General features: G+C 70.1%; 16 protein-coding genes. 6 read left to right on the top strand and 10 right to left on the bottom strand.

Annotated features, from left to right (window positions below; all coding sequences use genetic code 11):
• Nucleotides 1-101 precede the first annotated feature (101 nt).
• The 8 genes from BIX52_RS15415 to BIX52_RS15380 all read right to left on the bottom strand — a co-directional run bounded on the left by BIX52_RS15415 (nucleotide 102) and on the right by BIX52_RS15380 (nucleotide 7,224).
• On the bottom strand, nucleotides 102-1,475 hold the full coding sequence (locus BIX52_RS15415) for a M48 family metalloprotease (protein WP_083551126.1): 1,374 nt from the start codon (nucleotides 1,473-1,475) through the stop codon (nucleotides 102-104).
• A gap of 62 nt (nucleotides 1,476-1,537) precedes the next feature.
• Complete coding sequence (locus tag BIX52_RS23695; RefSeq protein ID WP_075221980.1) at nucleotides 1,538-2,395, bottom strand: thermonuclease family protein; 858 nt, start codon at nucleotides 2,393-2,395, stop codon at nucleotides 1,538-1,540.
• Nucleotides 2,396-2,398: 3 nt separating this feature from the next.
• Nucleotides 2,399-3,277, bottom strand: coding sequence for a 3-hydroxybutyryl-CoA dehydrogenase (locus tag BIX52_RS15405; RefSeq protein WP_075222117.1), 879 nt, complete (start codon nucleotides 3,275-3,277; stop codon nucleotides 2,399-2,401).
• A gap of 104 nt (nucleotides 3,278-3,381) precedes the next feature.
• On the bottom strand, nucleotides 3,382-4,323 hold the full coding sequence (locus BIX52_RS15400; RefSeq protein WP_075221979.1) for an electron transfer flavoprotein subunit alpha/FixB family protein: 942 nt from the start codon (nucleotides 4,321-4,323) through the stop codon (nucleotides 3,382-3,384).
• Nucleotides 4,324-4,348: 25 nt separating this feature from the next.
• The gene (locus BIX52_RS15395) at nucleotides 4,349-5,098 is read right to left on the bottom strand and encodes an electron transfer flavoprotein subunit beta/FixA family protein (RefSeq protein ID WP_075221978.1); all 750 of its coding nucleotides are present in this window, start codon (nucleotides 5,096-5,098) and stop codon (nucleotides 4,349-4,351) included.
• Nucleotides 5,099-5,175: 77 nt separating this feature from the next.
• Nucleotides 5,176-5,748, bottom strand: a complete 573-nt coding sequence (locus tag BIX52_RS15390; RefSeq protein ID WP_075221977.1) for a cob(I)yrinic acid a,c-diamide adenosyltransferase — start codon at nucleotides 5,746-5,748, stop codon at nucleotides 5,176-5,178.
• 7 nt (nucleotides 5,749-5,755) lie between these two features.
• Nucleotides 5,756-5,947 carry a twin transmembrane helix small protein gene (locus tag BIX52_RS15385; RefSeq protein ID WP_075221976.1) on the bottom strand — a complete coding sequence of 64 codons (192 nt, stop codon included), beginning with the start codon at nucleotides 5,945-5,947 and terminating at the stop codon, nucleotides 5,756-5,758.
• Between the two features lie 86 nt (nucleotides 5,948-6,033).
• On the bottom strand, nucleotides 6,034-7,224 hold the full coding sequence (locus BIX52_RS15380; protein ID WP_075221975.1) for an FAD-dependent monooxygenase: 1,191 nt from the start codon (nucleotides 7,222-7,224) through the stop codon (nucleotides 6,034-6,036).
• Between the two features lie 174 nt (nucleotides 7,225-7,398).
• Here BIX52_RS15380 and tesB point away from each other — a divergent pair, with 174 nt between their 5' ends.
• Complete coding sequence (gene tesB, locus BIX52_RS15375) at nucleotides 7,399-8,259, top strand: acyl-CoA thioesterase II (RefSeq protein ID WP_075221974.1); 861 nt, start codon at nucleotides 7,399-7,401, stop codon at nucleotides 8,257-8,259.
• A 41-nt stretch (nucleotides 8,260-8,300) separates the two neighbouring features.
• On the opposite strand, the gene tsaD is transcribed toward tesB, so the two are convergent.
• On the bottom strand, nucleotides 8,301-9,422 hold the full coding sequence (gene tsaD, locus BIX52_RS15370) for a tRNA (adenosine(37)-N6)-threonylcarbamoyltransferase complex transferase subunit TsaD (protein WP_245803210.1): 1,122 nt from the start codon (nucleotides 9,420-9,422) through the stop codon (nucleotides 8,301-8,303).
• Between tsaD and hemC the strand changes: the two genes are divergently transcribed.
• The 4 genes from hemC to nudC all read left to right on the top strand — a co-directional run bounded on the left by hemC (nucleotide 9,415) and on the right by nudC (nucleotide 13,918).
• Nucleotides 9,415-10,344 carry a hydroxymethylbilane synthase gene (hemC, locus tag BIX52_RS15365; protein ID WP_075221973.1) on the top strand — a complete coding sequence of 310 codons (930 nt, stop codon included), beginning with the start codon at nucleotides 9,415-9,417 and terminating at the stop codon, nucleotides 10,342-10,344. The genes tsaD and hemC overlap by 8 nt on opposite strands.
• Nucleotides 10,345-10,618: 274 nt before the next feature.
• Nucleotides 10,619-11,389, top strand: a complete 771-nt coding sequence (locus BIX52_RS15360; RefSeq protein WP_075221972.1) for a uroporphyrinogen-III synthase — start codon at nucleotides 10,619-10,621, stop codon at nucleotides 11,387-11,389.
• A 3-nt stretch (nucleotides 11,390-11,392) separates the two neighbouring features.
• Nucleotides 11,393-12,895 (top strand): heme biosynthesis HemY N-terminal domain-containing protein, encoded by a 1,503-nt coding sequence (locus BIX52_RS15355; RefSeq protein WP_075221971.1) that lies wholly within the window; start codon nucleotides 11,393-11,395, stop codon nucleotides 12,893-12,895.
• A gap of 105 nt (nucleotides 12,896-13,000) precedes the next feature.
• Nucleotides 13,001-13,918: an NAD(+) diphosphatase gene (gene nudC, locus BIX52_RS15350; protein WP_075221970.1), complete on the top strand. Its 918-nt coding sequence runs from the start codon at nucleotides 13,001-13,003 to the stop codon at nucleotides 13,916-13,918.
• A 49-nt stretch (nucleotides 13,919-13,967) separates the two neighbouring features.
• Here nudC and BIX52_RS15345 read toward each other — a convergent pair whose 3' ends face one another.
• Nucleotides 13,968-14,849, bottom strand: coding sequence for a prephenate dehydratase (locus BIX52_RS15345; protein WP_075221969.1), 882 nt, complete (start codon nucleotides 14,847-14,849; stop codon nucleotides 13,968-13,970).
• 544 nt (nucleotides 14,850-15,393) lie between these two features.
• Here BIX52_RS15345 and BIX52_RS15340 point away from each other — a divergent pair.
• Entirely contained in the window at nucleotides 15,394-16,473 is a 1,080-nt protein-coding gene (locus tag BIX52_RS15340; RefSeq protein WP_075221968.1) for a c-type cytochrome, read from the top strand.
• Nucleotides 16,474-16,487 lie beyond the last annotated feature (14 nt).

Here is a 16,487-nt window from a genome sequence, read left to right as displayed (position 1 = left end):
TCGCGGCCCGCGAACCGAACACGCCGGGCCGCCTCGCGGCCCGTGCGCCGGGCATTCAGGGCCGCCGTTGCGGCCCGGTGATCCACGCCAGCGCCTTGCGCTTATTCCGTGATGATCTTGGCGAGGTCGCCCGCGGTCAACTGATGCTCGTCGAGCCCGTTGAGCACGCGGAACAGCGGCAGCTTCATCGCCGGCTCGACACCGCTCATGCGCTCGGCAAGGCTCGTCTCGCTCTCGTTCGGGCGGACGGGAACGATGCGGACCCGCAGCGGGCGCATCGCCGCACGCTGCGATGGGCTGAGCAGGCGGAACGAGGACAGCGTCCGCCGAAACGCCCCTTCATAGGCCGACGCCGCCTTCGACGACGCGAAGATGAATCGGAAAATCCGGTTCTTGTCGCGCACCACGCCGATGCGGAAGGACCAGCCTTCCACCAGCGCCGAAGCGGTCGCGCCTGGCAGGCCGTTCACGGTGTCGAGGCGCACAGAATCCTCCACCAGGCCCTTGATCCAGCCGGACTTGAGGTAGGAGATCAGCGACTCGTTCTCCGGCAGGCCCAGCGCGTCGAAGCGGATCGCCGTATGCTCCCCGTCCGTCGCCAGCACCGCCTGGGAGGTGTTCTTCAACACGTAACCCTCGGGCACCGTGAAGGCGATGCCGAGATCCACATGGGCGAACTCGCGCCCGCGCACGAACCCTTCGCTGGGATCGTCGCCATAAAGGATGCCGTTCAGCGCGCGCAGATATTTGGTGCGCTGACGCTGGCCGATGCCTGGCGCGCCGAACTGCCGCGCCACGCGCTTGGCGTGCTCCACCCGCGCCGGGGTGGACGGGTGGGAGGACAGGAAGCCCGGCTTCTGCTCGGTGGCCGAGTTCAGCGAGGGGAGGGCGGCGAAATCGGCCATGGACTTCAGGAAGCGCGCGGCGGCGAACGGGTCGAACCCCGCCTTCGCCAGCGTCTCGACCCCCAGCTTGTCCGCCTCCAGCTCCTGCTGCTGGCTGAAGGTGGCGAGGCTGAGGTCGGCGGTCTCGCGCGTGTCCTGCGCCACGGCGGGGTCGATCACCACTTCGCTGACGCGCCGGGCCAGCGCCGCGGCCTCCGCCTGACGCGCCCGCGCCCGCGCATGGTCGGCGGTCACGTGGGCGATCTCGTGGGCGATGACGGCGGCAAGCTCGCTCTCGTCCGTCGCCAGGGCGATCAAGCCGCGGGTGACGTAGACGTCACCTGTCGGCAGCGCGAAGGCGTTGATGGCGGGCGAGTTGAGGATGGTGACGCGCACGGAGCGGTCGGTCAGCCCGCCTGCGGTGACGAGCTGGGCGACGATATCGCCCACCATCGCCTCGATCACCTCGTTGCGATAGAGCCCGCCATAGGCGCCGATGAGCTTCAGATGCTCGGCGCTTCGGGGCGTCGACGGGCGTGCGACCTGTCGCGGCGCCGGGGTTTGCGAGACGGCAGGCGCCCCGCCGGTCATCAAGGAGTTTTCGCTGATCGAGCCGCCACCGCACGCGGCGAGCCCCAGAACGAGGGCGAGCGTCAGCGCAGTCGCGCGAACGCGTCCAGCCGCTCGATTTGCGCGGGATGCTCGACCTTGATCAAGCCGCCGTTCCACGCTTCCAACACACCCCTTATTCGCACCCGCGCGCCCTCGAGCGTTGCCGGTGCCTCGGCCCACTTCGACTGCCCGTCCCGGTCGATCATGGCGGTAAAGTCGGTCCGCCATTCCGCTCCGAAGTTCAAATAGATCGTTTTTGTTGACTGCCCGATGGTCAACACCGTGCCCTCGACCAGCACGCTCTCGCCCACATGATCGAGCAATTCCGACGCCTTGGCCGACACTGCCGGACTGCGCCCTGACCATACTCCTTTCGCAGTTTGTTCAGCGCGCCGCTCGGCGGCAAATGACTCATCCAGGCACGCTACGGACATAACAGTCGGATCGACGAGCGCAAGGCCGGTTCCGATCAACCGATCACGAAGTCCGCCGGTTGTGTCTTTGACAACAACGTCACCCTGCAGCCTGCCGTAGCGATCGCGCGGATCCGCCGCACGGACGGGGCGGAAGATCGCCGCCTTGCCCGCCGTTGCGGCGAGGGTCGCCATGGCCTCCTCGGGCGGGCCGGCGAGGCGGATGTCGGCCAGGCGGACGGTGCGCCCGTCGGCAAGGCGCAGCGAGAGGGGGTCGGCCGGACCGGCGATCGCGACGACCTCGTCCTCACCCCAGCATGCGGGTGCGGCGGCGTCGGCCGTGCTGTCGTCCCCGGTCAGGATGAAGAGGGCGACGCTGGCGGCGCAAAGACGGGAGGCGAGGCGGCGCGACGGGAAAGCGCCCGGACGGCGGCGCGGCGGAAGATCAGGCGGCGCGGCATCGCGGAAGGCGCGTGCCGTGCCCATGGCTCAGCGGGTCGGAACCGGGGTCTCGCCCCGATAATCGTAGAAGCCGCGCCCGGCTTTGCGCCCGAGCCACCCCGCTTCGACATATTTCACCAGCAGCGGGCAGGGCCGGTATTTAGAGTCCGCCAGACCGTCGTGCAGCACCTGCATGATGGAAAGGCACGTATCGAGGCCGATGAAGTCGGCGAGCTGCAGCGGCCCCATCTTGTGGTTGGCGCCGAGCCTCATCCCGGTGTCGATCGCCTCCACCGACCCGACGCCCTCGTACAGCGTATAGATCGCCTCGTTGATCATCGGCAGCAGGATGCGGTTGACGATGAAGGCGGGAAAATCCTCCGCCGTCGCCGACACCTTGCCGAGACGCGACACGAAGCCGGCGGCGAGCTTGAAGGTCTCGTCCGCCGTCGCGATGCCGCGCACCAGCTCCACGAACTCCATCACCGGGACGGGGTTCATGAAATGGATGCCGATGAACCTCTCCGGCCGGTCCGTCGCGGCGGCGAGGCGGGTGATGGAGATCGACGAGGTGTTGGTGGCGAGCACCGCTTCGGGCTTCAAGAGCGGGCAGACCTGCGCATAGATCTTGCGCTTCATCTGCTCGTTCTCGGTCACCGCCTCGATGACGAGGTCGACGTCCGCCAGCTCGTCGAGATTTTCGGAGGCGTGGATCTTGTGGATCGCGGCCTTGCGGTCGGCATCCTCGATCCGGCCGGAGGAGACCTGACGGGCCATGTTGCCGGTAATCGTGGCGAGGCCGGACTGGATCCGCTCGCGGGCCATGTCGTGCAAATACACGTCGTAGCCCGCGAGGGCCGCGACGTGCGCGATACCGTTGCCCATCTGACCGGCGCCGATGACGCCGATGCTTCTCACTTCGTCCATGAACGCCGCCGCTGATCGCCGGTACTTGTCGTCGATGAAACCGGACTTGCCCGGCACGTCAAGACGGCGGGCGCCGGACATTGGTCGATCGCGGCGGCTCGTGGTCAAGCTTTCTTCTCGAGTTCGGCCTTCAGTTCCGGCACGATCGTGAAAAGATCGCCCACAAGGCCATAGTCAGCAACCTGGAAAATGGGAGCCTCCTCGTCCTTGTTGATGGCGACGATCACCTTCGAGTCCTTCATGCCCGCCAGATGCTGAATGGCACCTGAAATGCCGCAGGCGACGTAGAGCTCGGGGGCGACCACCTTGCCGGTCTGGCCGACCTGCCAGTCGTTCGGAGCATAACCCGCATCGACCGCCGCGCGCGAGGCGCCGATCGCGGCCCCCAGCGCATCGGCCAAGGGCTCGATCACTTCGCGGAACTTCTCGTCCGACCCCAGAGCGCGGCCGCCGGAGACGATGCGCTTGGCGGAGGTCAGCTCGGGACGGTCGGAGGCGGCGACCTCCTCGCCCACGAAGGTCGAGAGGCCGGGATCGGCGACAGCGTCGGCGGCCTTCACCGTGGCCGAGCCGCCTTCCTCCGCCGCCTGGAAGGACGCGGTGCGGATCGTCATGACCTTCTTCGAGTCTGTCGACTTCACCGTCTGAATGGCGTTGCCGGCATAGATCGGGCGCTTGAAGGTGTCGGCGGAGACGACCTCCATCACGTCGGAGATCTGCATCACGTCGAGGAGGGCGGCGACGCGCGGCATCACGTTCTTGCCGAACGTCGTCGAGGAGGCGACGAGGGCGTCGTAGCCGGAGGCCAGCGCCACCACGAGGGCGGCCACGGGCTCGGCCAGGCCGTGCGCATAAGGTTCGTCCGCGGCGGTGAGGACGGTGGAGACACCGGCGAGCTTGGCCGCCTCGTCCGCTGCGCCCGCAGCGTCCTTGCCGACGACGAGGATGTCGACCGGCGCACCGAGCGCCACGGCGGCGGTCAGGGCCTTCTTCGCGGAGTCTTCGAGCTTGCCGCCGGAGGTTTCGGCGATCAGGAGCGTCGTCATGGTCGTGTTCTTCTCCTCGTCGGGGTCAGATGACCCCGGCCTCGTTCTTCAGCTTGTCGACCAGCTCGGCCACGGAGCCGACCTTCACGCCCGCCTGACGCTCGGCCGGCGGCTCGGTCTTCTCCACCACCAGGCGCGTCTTCACCTCGACGCCGAAATCGGCCGGCGCCTTGGTGTCGAGCGGCTTCTTCTTCGCCTTCATGATGTTGGGAAGAGACGCATAACGCGGCTCGTTGAGGCGCAGGTCCGTGGTGATGATGGCCGGGGCCTTCAGCTCGATCGTCTGCAGACCGCCGTCGATCTCGCGCGTGACCTTCACGGCTTCGCCCGCCACTTCGACCTTGGACGCGAAGGTGCCCTGGGCCCAGCCGAGGAGCGCCGCCAGCATCTGGCCGGTCTGGTTGCAGTCGTCGTCGATCGCCTGCTTGCCAAGGATGATGAGGCCCGGCGTCTCCGCCTCGGCCACACCCTTCAGGATCTTGGCGACGTCGAGCGGCTCGACGGTGTCGTCGGTCTGGACCAGGATGGCGCGATCGGCACCCATGGCGAGCGCGGTGCGCAACGTTTCCTGCGCTTTGGCCGGGCCGATGGAGACCGCCACGACCTCGGTCGCGGTGCCGGCTTCCTTCAGACGAAGCGCCTCTTCGACGGCAATCTCGTCGAAGGGGTTCATGCTCATCTTCACGTTGGCCAGATCGACCCCGGAGCCATCGGGCTTCACTCGGATCTTGACGTTGTAGTCGACGACCCGTTTGACGGGGACCAGAACCTTCATCGCCTCCGCTCGCCTTTCTTGCTTTGGATTGAGGGGGCGGACGCTAGTCCCGCCACTCGCTGAAGTCAAACAGACGGTTAAGCGGTCCGGCTCTGCCCCGGAACCCACAAAACTTCGGCTTTTCCGTCGTTGTTGGCGATGCGTGCGGCGACGAACAATAGGTCCGATAGGCGATTGATATAACGCAGCGCCGGGCTGCCGACGGTCTCCGCCGCGGCAAGCTCCACCATCAGCCTCTCGGCCCGCCGGGCCACCGTGCGGGCGAGGTGAAGCTGCGCCGCCAAAGGACTGCCGCCGGGCAGCACGAACGACTTCAGCGGCGTCAGGCGGGCGTTCAGAAGGTCGATCTCCCGCTCCAGCCGCGTCACCTGCGATGTGTCGATCCTCAGCGGATCGTAAGGAAGGTCGGTCCCTTCCGGCGTCGCGAGGTCGGCGCCGAGGTCGAAGAGATCGTTCTGCACCCGCATCAGCATGTCCGACAGGGCCTTGTCTTCGCACACCGCGCGGGCACAGCCGATCACCGCGTTGGTCTCGTCGACGGTGCCGTAGGCGGCCACCCGCAGATCATATTTCGACCGCCGCTCGCCCGAGCCGAGGCCGGTCGATCCGTCGTCGCCGGTGCGGGTATAGATCTTGTTCAGCGTAACCATAGTGGGTTCATCCGGTCGTGAAGTAGAGCGCCAGCATGGCGATCACGATGGTGACGAGTTGCAGCAGGACGCGCATACGCATCAGCGCCTGCGACCGGTTCGGAGAGCCGCCGCGCACAAGGTTCCACAGCCCCATCAAAAGGACCATGGCCACCGACAGGGCGGCGACGACAGTGATGAATGTGACGATGGTGGGCATGAGAGCCTTTCCGCTCGAATCGAAATGTCAGAGAAGGGGCGGCCGGGCGGCGGCGACGGCTGCGGGCCGCGGCAGCGCCGGCCCGGTCAGATCGCCTCGCCCCGCATCAGGCGCGGCAGCTCGCCTTCCAGGCCCGCGGCCTCGCGCATGAAGAGCGATTTCAGCTTGTCCCGCTCCTCCACCAGCCCGAGCGCAACGGAACGTGCCGCGCGGAGCAGGCTCGACCGTTTGGAGAATAGGGCATTGAGCCCGTCGGTGACCAGCGCCATCTGCACCGTGTCCGCCCGCCGCCGCTTGACGTAGCGCGGTAGGCCCGCCGCCGGATCCTCGCCGATCCGCGCCGCCTCGATCAGACATTCGGCGAGCACCGCCGCATCCCTGAGGCCGAGATTGAGCCCCTGCCCCGCGAGCGGGTGGATCACATGGCCGGCATCGCCCGCCAGCGCCACGCGCCCGGCCGCGAAGTCCCGCGCCACGCTGGACCGCAGCGGATAGACCTGCAACGGCTTCTCGACCGTGATGCGCCCCAGGGACAGGCCGAAGACCCGCTCGACCTCGAAGCCCGCCAGCATCGGGTCCATGCGCGCGATATCCGCCGCGAACTCCGGCCGCTCGGTCCACACGATCGACGAGCGCCGCCCCGTCAGCGGCAGCATCGCGAACGGCCCCGCGGGGAGGAAATGCTGCGTCGCGATGCCGTTGTGTTCCAATTCGTGCGACACCGTGCCGGCGATGCCGCACTGGCCGTAGTCCTTCTCGACCACGCCGATCCCGGCGATCTGCCGGACCTTCGAGTGGCGCCCGTCCGCGGCGATCAACACGTCGGCGGTGATGCGCCCGCCGCCGGACAGCTCCACGACGACGCCCTGCGCGTCCTCGTCATAGAAGGTGACCGTCTCGGCGTGCTCCTCGATGCCGAGCGCGGCGCACCGGGCCTTCAGCGCCCGGAACAGGGTCTCGTTCGGCACCATGTGGGCGAAGGGATGGCCATCGGTCTCGCCCTCGAAGGTCAGGACCTCGGGCCGCACGAGGTCGCCCTCGGCGCTGTCGGTGATCACCATGCCGCGCATCGGCTCGGCCTCGACCGCCACCGCCTGCCACACGCCGAGTCGCGCCAGCATCCGCCGTGCGGAGGCCGCCAATGCGCTCGCCCGCTCGTCCGCGGCCGGATGCGGCCCGGCGATCAGCCGCACGTTGAGGTGGGATTGGCTCGCCAGCGCCACCGCCAGCACCCGCCCGACGATGCCACCGCCCGCGATCGCGATCGTGCGTCCCATCCGTCCCCCTCCCGTTCCTGGCCCGGCCGTGGCGGCGCGGGTACGCTGCGGCCCGGCGGCCGCGATGATCCTCTGGCGCCCGCAACGCGCCGCTTGTCCGGCCCGGTGCGTTGCGCCTGAGCCGTCCTCGTGACAGCTTCCGGCCCGCCGAACAACTCTATGCGACAGGATCCGATGCGCGCCGCGATCGAAGAACTCATCACTCTCCTCGACCTCGAACCGCTCGAGCACAACCTGTTTCGAGGCCGCAGCCCTCAGGCCGGGTGGCAGCGCGTGTTCGGCGGCCAGGTCATCGGCCAGTCCCTCGCCGCCGCCAACCGCACCGTCGACGGCCGCTTCTGCCACTCGCTCCACGGCTACTTCATGCGCCCCGGTGATCCCGCCGTGCCGATCATCTATCAGGTGCAGCGCCTGCGCGACGGGCGGTCCTTCACCACCCGCCTCGTCAACGCCATCCAGCACGGCGAGTCCATCTTCACGCTGATGGCCTCCTATCAGGTCGAGGAGGGCGGATTTCAGCACGCCTTCGAGATGCCGGACGTCCCCGGCCCCGAGGAGCTGCCCGACGAGGCCGAGCTGAAGCGCCTGATCGACGAGCGCGCCCCGGAAGAGATCAAGCGCTACTTCGCCCGGCCGCGCCCCTTGGAGCTGCGCCCGACCGAGCACACCCACTACCTCACCCACGACAAGCTGCCGCCGCGACAATATCTCTGGATGCGCGCCACGGATCATCTGCCCGACGACGTGCTCATCCACCAGGCCGCGCTCGCCTACATGTCCGACATGACGCTGCTCGACACGTCCCTCTTCCCGCACGGCCAGTCGGTGTTCTCCAAGGAGGTGATCTCCGCCAGCCTCGACCACGCGATGTGGTTCCACCGCCCCTTCCGCGCCGACGACTGGCTGCTCTACGCGATGGATTCGCCGTCCTCATCCGGCGCCCGTGGCTTCACCCGCGGTTTCTTCTTCACCCGGGACGGGACGCTGGTCGCCTCCACCGCGCAGGAAGGGCTGATCCGGCCGCGCACCCGCTGACCCGCTGACCCGGCGGCCCTCCATGCCCGTGCGGCAGCGGCTCAGGCCTTGATGCCCCGCTTGCCGGCGCCCAGCAGCGGGGCGGCGGTGGCGGCGGACGCGTCCAGCGGCCAGCGCGACCGCACACGGCCCGGCGGGTCGACGATCCCCGCCGCCAGACGGTCGATCGCCGTGTAGGCGATCATCGCCCCGTTGTCGCCGCACAGCGACAAAGGCGGCGCCGCAAAATCGACGCCGTGCGCCGCAGCCACATCCGCCAGCGCCGCCCGCAACACGCCGTTCGCGGCGACACCGCCCACCGCCACCAGCGCCGACGGGGCACCGTGCGCCGCCGCGAACGCGTCGAGAGCCCGCGCCGACTTCAGCCGAAGCAGCCGCGCGACCGCGTCCTGGAACGAGGCGCAGATGTCGGCGATGTCCTGGTCGGTCAGCGGCGCGGTCTTCTCCGCCGCCAGCCGCACCGCCGTCTTCAGCCCCGCAAACGACAGGTCGCATCCCTCGCGCCGCGCCAGCGGTGTCGGGAAGGCGAACCGCTTCGCATCGCCGCCGCGCGCCGCCGCCTCCACCGCCGGGCCGCCCGGATAGCCGAGGCCGAGAAGCTTCGCCGTCTTGTCGAACGCCTCGCCCGCCGCATCGTCGATCGTCCCGCCCAGCCGGCGATAGTCGCCCGGACCCAGCGCCGCCACGAACTGCGCATGACCGCCCGACAGAAGCGCCACGCAATAAGGGAAGGCCACACCGTCCGACAGGCGCGGCGAGAGGACGTGCGCCTCCAGATGGTTGACCGGCACGAAGGGTTTCCCCGCCGCCATCGCCAGCGCCCGGCCGAAGGTGGCGCCGACGAGAAGACCGCCCAGCAGCCCCGGCCCCGCGGTCGCCGCGACGTGGGTGATGGAGGAAAGGTCGACCCCCGCCGCCGCCAGCGCCTCGCGCGTCACGGTGTCGATCGTCTCGCCATGCGCCCGCGCGGCGATCTCCGGCACCACGCCGCCGAACGCCTGGTGCAGGTCGATCTGGCTCAACACCACGTTGGACAGGATCCGCGCCGCGCCCGGCCCGCCTTCAACCACCGCGACGGCACATTCGTCACAACTTGTCTCAATGCCGAGGACACGGGCTTCCTCAGCGGGGGCCGCTCCCCTATTCTGCGCGGCAATGTCCACGACCCACTCCTCTTCGCCCATCCGCATCGGCACCCGCGGCAGTCTCCTCGCCATGGCGCAGGCGGACATGGTCGCCGCCGCCCTCCAAAAGGCCGGCGAAACGACCGAGATAGTCGTCATCACCACCACTGGCGACAAGATTCTGGACCGCCCGCTGTCCGAGATCGGCGGCAAGGGCCTGTTCACCAAGGAAATCGAGGCGGCCATGCTGGAGGGGCGGATCGACTGCGCCGTCCACTCCGCCAAGGACCTCGAAACCATCCTTCCCGCCGAGCTCACCCTCGGCGCCTTCCTCCCGCGTGAGGACGTGCGCGACGCCTTCATCGGCCGCGCCGGCCAGCGCCTCGCCGACCTTGCGCCCGGCGCCGTCGTCGGCACCGCATCGCTGCGCCGCCAGGCCCTCGTGCGGCGCGCCCGGCCGGACCTCAGGTGCGACATCCTGCGCGGCAACGTGCAGACCCGCCTGCGCAAGCTGGAAGAGGGCGTGTGCGAGGGGACGCTCCTGGCGCTCGCCGGCCTCAACCGCCTCGGCATCGCCGAGGTGGCGACGGAGATCCTGCCGACCGACACCTTCCTTCCCGCCTGCGCCCAAGGGGCCATCGCGGTCGAGATCCGCCGCGACGACGATCGCCTGATCGCCGCCTGCCAGACGATCGACGATGCCGCCACCGAGCGCATGGTCCGCGCCGAACGCGGCTTCCTCGCCGCGCTCGACGGGTCGTGCCGCACCCCCATCGCGGGCCTCGCCACCATCGAGGGCGAGGACATCCACATCACCGGCCTCGTCGCCTCGCCGGACGGTGAGCGGGTCGAGGAGATCACCGGGCGCGGCGCCCTCACCGATGCCGCGGACGTCGGCTACGACGCCGGACGCCGCCTGCGCGCCCGCGTCGGCGAACGCTTTTTCGAGCCGCTGATCTGATGCGGCGGGCGGTACCATGATGGGTGGGACCGCCCCCGGCCCCGGTCGCTGCACGGCAAACCCCGATGGGGCAGGTCCGGGCATCGCACTTCGCGACGGGGCAGATCCCACGGGCACCCGCGACGCGGGTCGCCTGGACACGGGTAGCCGGGAAACGGATGGCCGGGACACGGGTGGCCGCGAGAATGGCGCAGGCGACGCGGCGGGCCGAAGCAGGGCCGGGCGGGGCGCGCGCGACAGGGATGGGCACGGAACAGACCGGCCCGTCGTCGCGGTGACGCGGCCCGAGCCGCAGGCGAGCGGCACCGCCCGCCGCCTCGCCGCCCTCGGCTACACACCTCTCGTCGCACCGCTGCTGCAGGTCGTGCCGGTCACCGCGGACGGCACGGAGGCGGGGGAGGGGCCCGGCAGCGCGAACGGCATCGGCACGCTCGCCCTCACCAGCCGCACCGCCGCCTTGATCCTGGCCGCACACCCCGCCTTCCACAGCCTCCCCGTCGCCGCCGTCGGCAGCGCCACCGCCGCCGAGGCCCGCCGCGCCGGATTCACCCGCGTCGACGATGCGGCGGGAACCGTCGACGTGCTGCTCGACCGGCTTGCGGGCGCGCCCGAACCCATCGTCCACATGGCGGGGCGCGAGCACACCGGCGACCTCGTCGAACGCCTCGTCGCGCGCGGGCAGCGGGCGAGCCGGCGCATCGTCTACGCCATGGCGCCGCAGCGCCTGCCCGCCGCCCCCCGCGTCGACGCGGTGCTGATCTATTCACCTCGCACCGCGCACGTTTTCTCCGGGGAGGTCACGCGCGCGGCCGACAGTGGGGACGCAGCACAGGGCGCTGGAACGTCGCCGTGGGACTCGGCCGCCGTCGTCGCGATGTCGGACAAGGTGGCCGCCGCGATGCCGGGACGGCTCGTCTGCGTCGCCTCCGCCCCCACCGAGCCGGCCATGCTGGAAGCGCTCGCCGCCATCCTCCCGTCCCCCGCGTCGGCCTTCGCGCCCGCGGCACGCGGGGCCGGCCCGCAGCCGTCCGATCCGGCCGGCTGACCCGTGCTGCGTCTCCTCGCCTTCATCGCCCTCGTCGGCGTCACCGCCGCCGCCGCGGTCTGGATCACCGAGCGCCCCGGCAGCGTGACCCTGCGCTGGGGCGAGTCGGAGGCCGTCCTCTCCCTCGGTCAGGCGCTCGGCCTCTTCGCCGCGGCCTTCCTCGCCCTCACCCTCGCCATCGAAGCGGTGCGCGGCGTCCTCGGCGCCCCCCGCCGCATGGCCGCCCGCGCGGAGGAACGCCGCCGCGCCCGCACCCTCGCCGCCTTGCGCGATGGTCTCATCGCGGTGGCCGCCGGCAACACCGCCGCCGCCACTAGAGCCGCCGCGGAGGCCGAGAAAGCCGCCCCAGGCGCGCCGCTCGCCACCCTCCTGGCGGCCCAGGCCGCGCAGATGCGGGGCGACCGCGCCACCGCCGAAGACCGCTTCCGCGCCATGACCGCCTCGCCCGAAACGTTGATCGTCGGGCTGAGGGGGCTCACCCTGGAAGCCGCCCGCGCGGGCGACACCGAGGCCGAGCGCGCCCACGCCAGGGCCGCCAACGCCGCCGAGCCGAGCCTCTCCTGGGCCGCCGCGGCCGCCTTCCATGCCGCCACCGCGGAGCGCCGCTTCGCCGAGGCGCTCCGCCTCAACGACGAGGCGCTGCGTTACAAGTTCGTCGACCGGCCCCGCTGGAAGCGTCGCAAGGCCGTCCTCCTCACCGCCCTCGCCGCCGAGGCGGAGACGCCGGAGGAGGCCCGCCGCCACGCCATCGCCGCGCACGGTCTCGCGAGCGACCTCGTTCCCGCCGCGGTGCTGGCGGCCCGGTTGTTGGCGCCCAAATCACCCCGCCGCGCCCTCGCGGTGGTCGAGGCCTGCTACCGCGCGGCGCCGCATCCGGACCTCTTCGCCGCCGCCCTCGCCATCGGCGATGCTCAGGGTGCCGCCGCCCGCCTGAAACGCGCCGAGGCGCTGGCGGCCCTCCGCCCGGACCATGTGGAGAGTGCGCTCGGCCTCGCCGCCGCCGCCAGCACCGCATGGGAGTTCGCCCGCGCCAGGGCCGCCCTCGGTCCCTTCCTCTCCGGTCGCCCGTCACAGCGCGTCTGCATCGCGATCGCCGAGATCGAGGCGCTGGAGGACGGCAGCGAAGGCGCCGTGCGCGAGTGGCTGGCCCGCGCCGTGCGCGCGCCGCGCGACCCGGCGTGGATCGCCGACGGTGTCGTTTACGAGGCGTGGGAGCCGATTTCGCCCGTCACCGGAACATTGGACGCCTTCGCGTGGCGCTTGCCGGACGGCGCGGAGGCGCCCTCGGGTCCCGCCATCGACCTCACCGCCTTGACCCGCGCTCTGCCCTCGTCGGCCTCCGCGCCGATCGCTTCGGAACGCGCAGACGCGCCGCGGGCCCTCGCCGCGCCGGCAGTGCCGCCCGATGCCGTGTCGGCGGAAGGCGGCGCGCCGTCCCGGCCGGGCGACCCGCGCGAGGCGCCGCGACCCAGCGTCCCGCGCGCCGCCTCACCCTCGCCGTCCTGACGCTTCGGCAGCCCGCACGCCCCAGCTCGGCCCGGCTGAGCCCGCACCGCGCCTCGCCGCCTTTTGCCCGTCGCCTTCATTCGCCACTTCGTATAACGAGCCTCTATGACCCTGCGCTATCCTGCCACAGACGTCTCAGCCGCCATGTGCTTCGGCGTCAATTCACTCGACCGGATGAGCGAGCGGCGCGACGACACCGCCCTCATCCATTCGCTGCGCCGCGACGGTGCCGCCAAGGCGCTTCTCTTCGCCGGGGACCTCCTGGTGATGCACACCGGCGGCGGAGCACTCTTCTCCCGCGCCGACGCCGAAAGCCTCGGCGCCGACTGGGAGAGCGCGACCTTCCTCGGCGTCGGCGATGAGGGGCCGCTGTTCGGCGCGACGATCCCCGAATCGGAGCTGATCGACACCAAGACGCTGCGCAACGTCGCCATCGACAAGGACCTGCCGCTCGGCCTCATGGGCCCCGCCGCGCAGGCGTCGGCGCTGCTGCGCTGGCACCGCACGCATCAGTTCTGCGGCCGCTGCGGCAACCGCACCACGCTCGGCCAGGCCGGCTACAAGCGCGATTGCCCGTCCTGCGGCGCCCAGCATTTCCCGCGCACGGACCCGGTCGTCATCATGGTGGCCATCGACGGAGAACGCTGCCTCCTCGGCCGCCGCGCGGGGATGCCCTTTTATTCCAGCCTCGCCGGGTTCATGGAGCCGGGCGAGACGATCGAGGCCGCCGTGCGGCGCGAGATCTGGGAGGAAGCCGGCATCAGGACCGGGCGCGTTCTGTATTATGCCAGCCAGCCCTGGCCGTTCCCGACCAACCTGATGATCGGCTGCTTCGCCGAGGCGACCTCGTTCGAGATCGACCCGCGCGACCTGGAGCTCGAGGACGTGCGCTGGTTCGACCGCGCCGAGCTGCCGGAGATGATCAAGGGGGGCAATCCGCCCTTCGCGATCCCCGGCGAATATTCGATCGCCCACCAGCTCATCAAAGCCTACGCGGCGCACGGCGCGCCGATCCTCGGCTGAGGCGCCGGACGCAAGGCGGCCCGCACTGGGCCGCCTCACGGGCCGGGTGTCAGACCGCCGGGCTGGGGCGCAGCGGGCGGTTTTCCGCCGGCTCGCGGATCGCCTCGCGGAAGGGCGAGGCGGGATAGGTGCCCAGGATCCGCACCTGCGCCGAAAAGAAGCGCAGCTCTTCCAGCGCGAGCGCCACGGACTCGTCCTCAGGGTGCCCCTCCACGTCGGCATAGAACATCGACACGAAGAACTGCCCGCCGGTCTGGTAGCTCTCCAGCTTGGTCATGTTCACGCCGTTGGTCGCGAAGCCGCCGAGCGCCTTGTAGAGCGCCGCCGGAACGTTTCGCACGCGAAACAGGAACGACGTCATCACCGTTTCGCCCTTCGGCGCCGGCTCCGGTTCCGCCGACATGACGACGAAGCGCGTCGTGTTGTGCGCCTCGTCCTCGATGTCGCTCCTGACGATGTCGAGGTCGTAGATCTCGGCGGCGAGGCGGGAGGCGATGGCGCCCGCGGTCGGGTCACCGTCGGCGGCGATCTGTCGCGCGGAGCCCGCCGTATCGGCCGCCACCACCGGCGTCAGCCCCAGCGCACGCAGCGTCTTGCGGCACTGGCCGAGCGCCTGCACGTGGCTGAAAACGTGCGTCACCTTCTCCAGCGGCGCGCCCGGCAGAACCATCAACTGGTGGCGGATCGGCAGAAAATGCTCACCGACGAAGTGGACCTTGGAAGCCGGCAGCAGCGAATGGATGTCGGCTACGCGCCCGGCGGTCGAGTTCTCGATCGGGATCATCGCATAGCGCGCGGTCCCGCCTTCGACGGCGGCGAAGCAGTCCTCGAAGGTGGGCATCGCCACGGCCTCGAAGTCGGGGAACATCTCGCGCGCGGCGATGTGCGAGTTCGCGCCCGGCTCGCCCTGATAGACGACGGCCTCGGTCATCGCGACAAGGTCCGGGAGGGGGCCGGCGCGGCGAAGACGGCGCCGCGATAGGTTCGGCTGCTAGAGCGGCCAGCCGACCGCCATGTGGCGAGCGGCGTTGATGGTGGGGTCACGATTGCAAGGTCCTTCCGGGTCTGGCATTCGACGAAGGTGGCGGTACCTTTGAGCGAATCCAACGATGGTTCAATCAACCAACGGCGGCGAAGTGTTGCGGAACGGTTACTATGATTTGGGTTAAATGCAACCGAAGCGCGCGGCGCCTGCGGCCGGAGCGAGCACAGACCGGCGGCTCAGTTCAGTATTGCCGCATATATTACGGTCTTAACTGATGAAACGGCTTCTCCCGGATGGAAATGTGCCGCGCAACCCGTGCGGGTGACTGAACAATTTGATACGGCGTGCGGGTCGCTCTATAGCTGACGCGACTTCGACCGATTCTACACATTGATGCGGGTGTGACCCGCGTCAGCGGCAGATGCGGCAGATCCGGACGAGGGGGGAACACGATGAGCGGACGGCGAACGAGCAAAGGTCTGGAACGGGAATGAACTCTTTCGAACTCAACAAATTCGTCGGCGCGCTGCTCGCCGCGCTGGTGTTCATCATGGGCCTCAGCGTCTTGTCCGAGATCATCTTCGAGGAAGAGGCGCCGGAGACTCCGGGCTATGCGATCGCCATCGAAGAGCCGGGCGGCGGTCCGCTGGAGGCGGCGGCCATTCCGCTCGGCGTGCTGCTGGCGAGTGCCGATCCCGATGCGGGGGCGCGCGGTGCCCGTCAGTGCGGCGCCTGCCACACGTTCGACGAGGGTGGCCCCAACGGCATCGGTCCGAACCTGCACGGCGTGGCCGGCCGTCCGATCGCCAGCCACGAAGGGTTCGCCTATTCCAGCGCGATGCAGGAATATTCCAATGGTGGCGAGCCCTGGACCTACGAGAAGCTCGATCACTTCCTGGAGAACCCGCGCAACGCCGTTCCGGGCACGATCATGAGCTTTGCCGGTATCCGCAACGCGGAAGACCGCGCCAACGTGATCGCCTATCTGAAGTCGGTTTCGCCGGATGCGCCGCCGTTCCCCGAGGCGCCTGCCGCGGAAGAGGCTGAGGCTGCCGACGCTGTCGCCGAAGGCGAGGCCGCGGCTGACGCGCCCGCCGATGAGGCCGCGCCCGCCGAAGAGGCTGCGCCCGCCGAAGAGGCTGCGCCCGCCGAAGAGGCTGCGCCCGCCGAAGAGGCTGCGCCCGCCGAAGAGGCTGCGCCTGCCGAAGAGGCCGCGCCTGCCCAAGAGGCCGCGCCTGCCGAAGAGGCTGCGCCTGCTGAAGAGGCTGCGCCTGCTGAAGAGGCCGCGCCTGCCGAAGAGGCTGCGCCGGCCGAAGAGGCTGCGCCCGCCGAAGAGGCTGCGCCCGCCGAAGAGGCTGCGCCCGCCGAAGAGGCTGCGCCTGCCGAAGAGGCTGCGCCTGCCGAAGAGGCTGCGCCGGCTGAAGAGGCCGCGCCTGCTGAAGAGGCTGCGCCTGCTGAAGAAGCTGCGCCTGCCGAAGAGGCTGCGCCGGCTGACGACGGTTCCGTTACGGTCAACGAGGCCGAGCCCGCCAACGTCGAGATCGTCAACCCGACGCGCTCCGCCGAGTAAGGGCGACACGGCCG

This window comes from Acuticoccus yangtzensis (assembly GCF_001927245.1).
Lineage (GTDB): Bacteria > Pseudomonadota > Alphaproteobacteria > Rhizobiales > Amorphaceae > Acuticoccus > Acuticoccus yangtzensis.
This window is presented reverse-complemented; position numbering and strand designations above follow the sequence as displayed.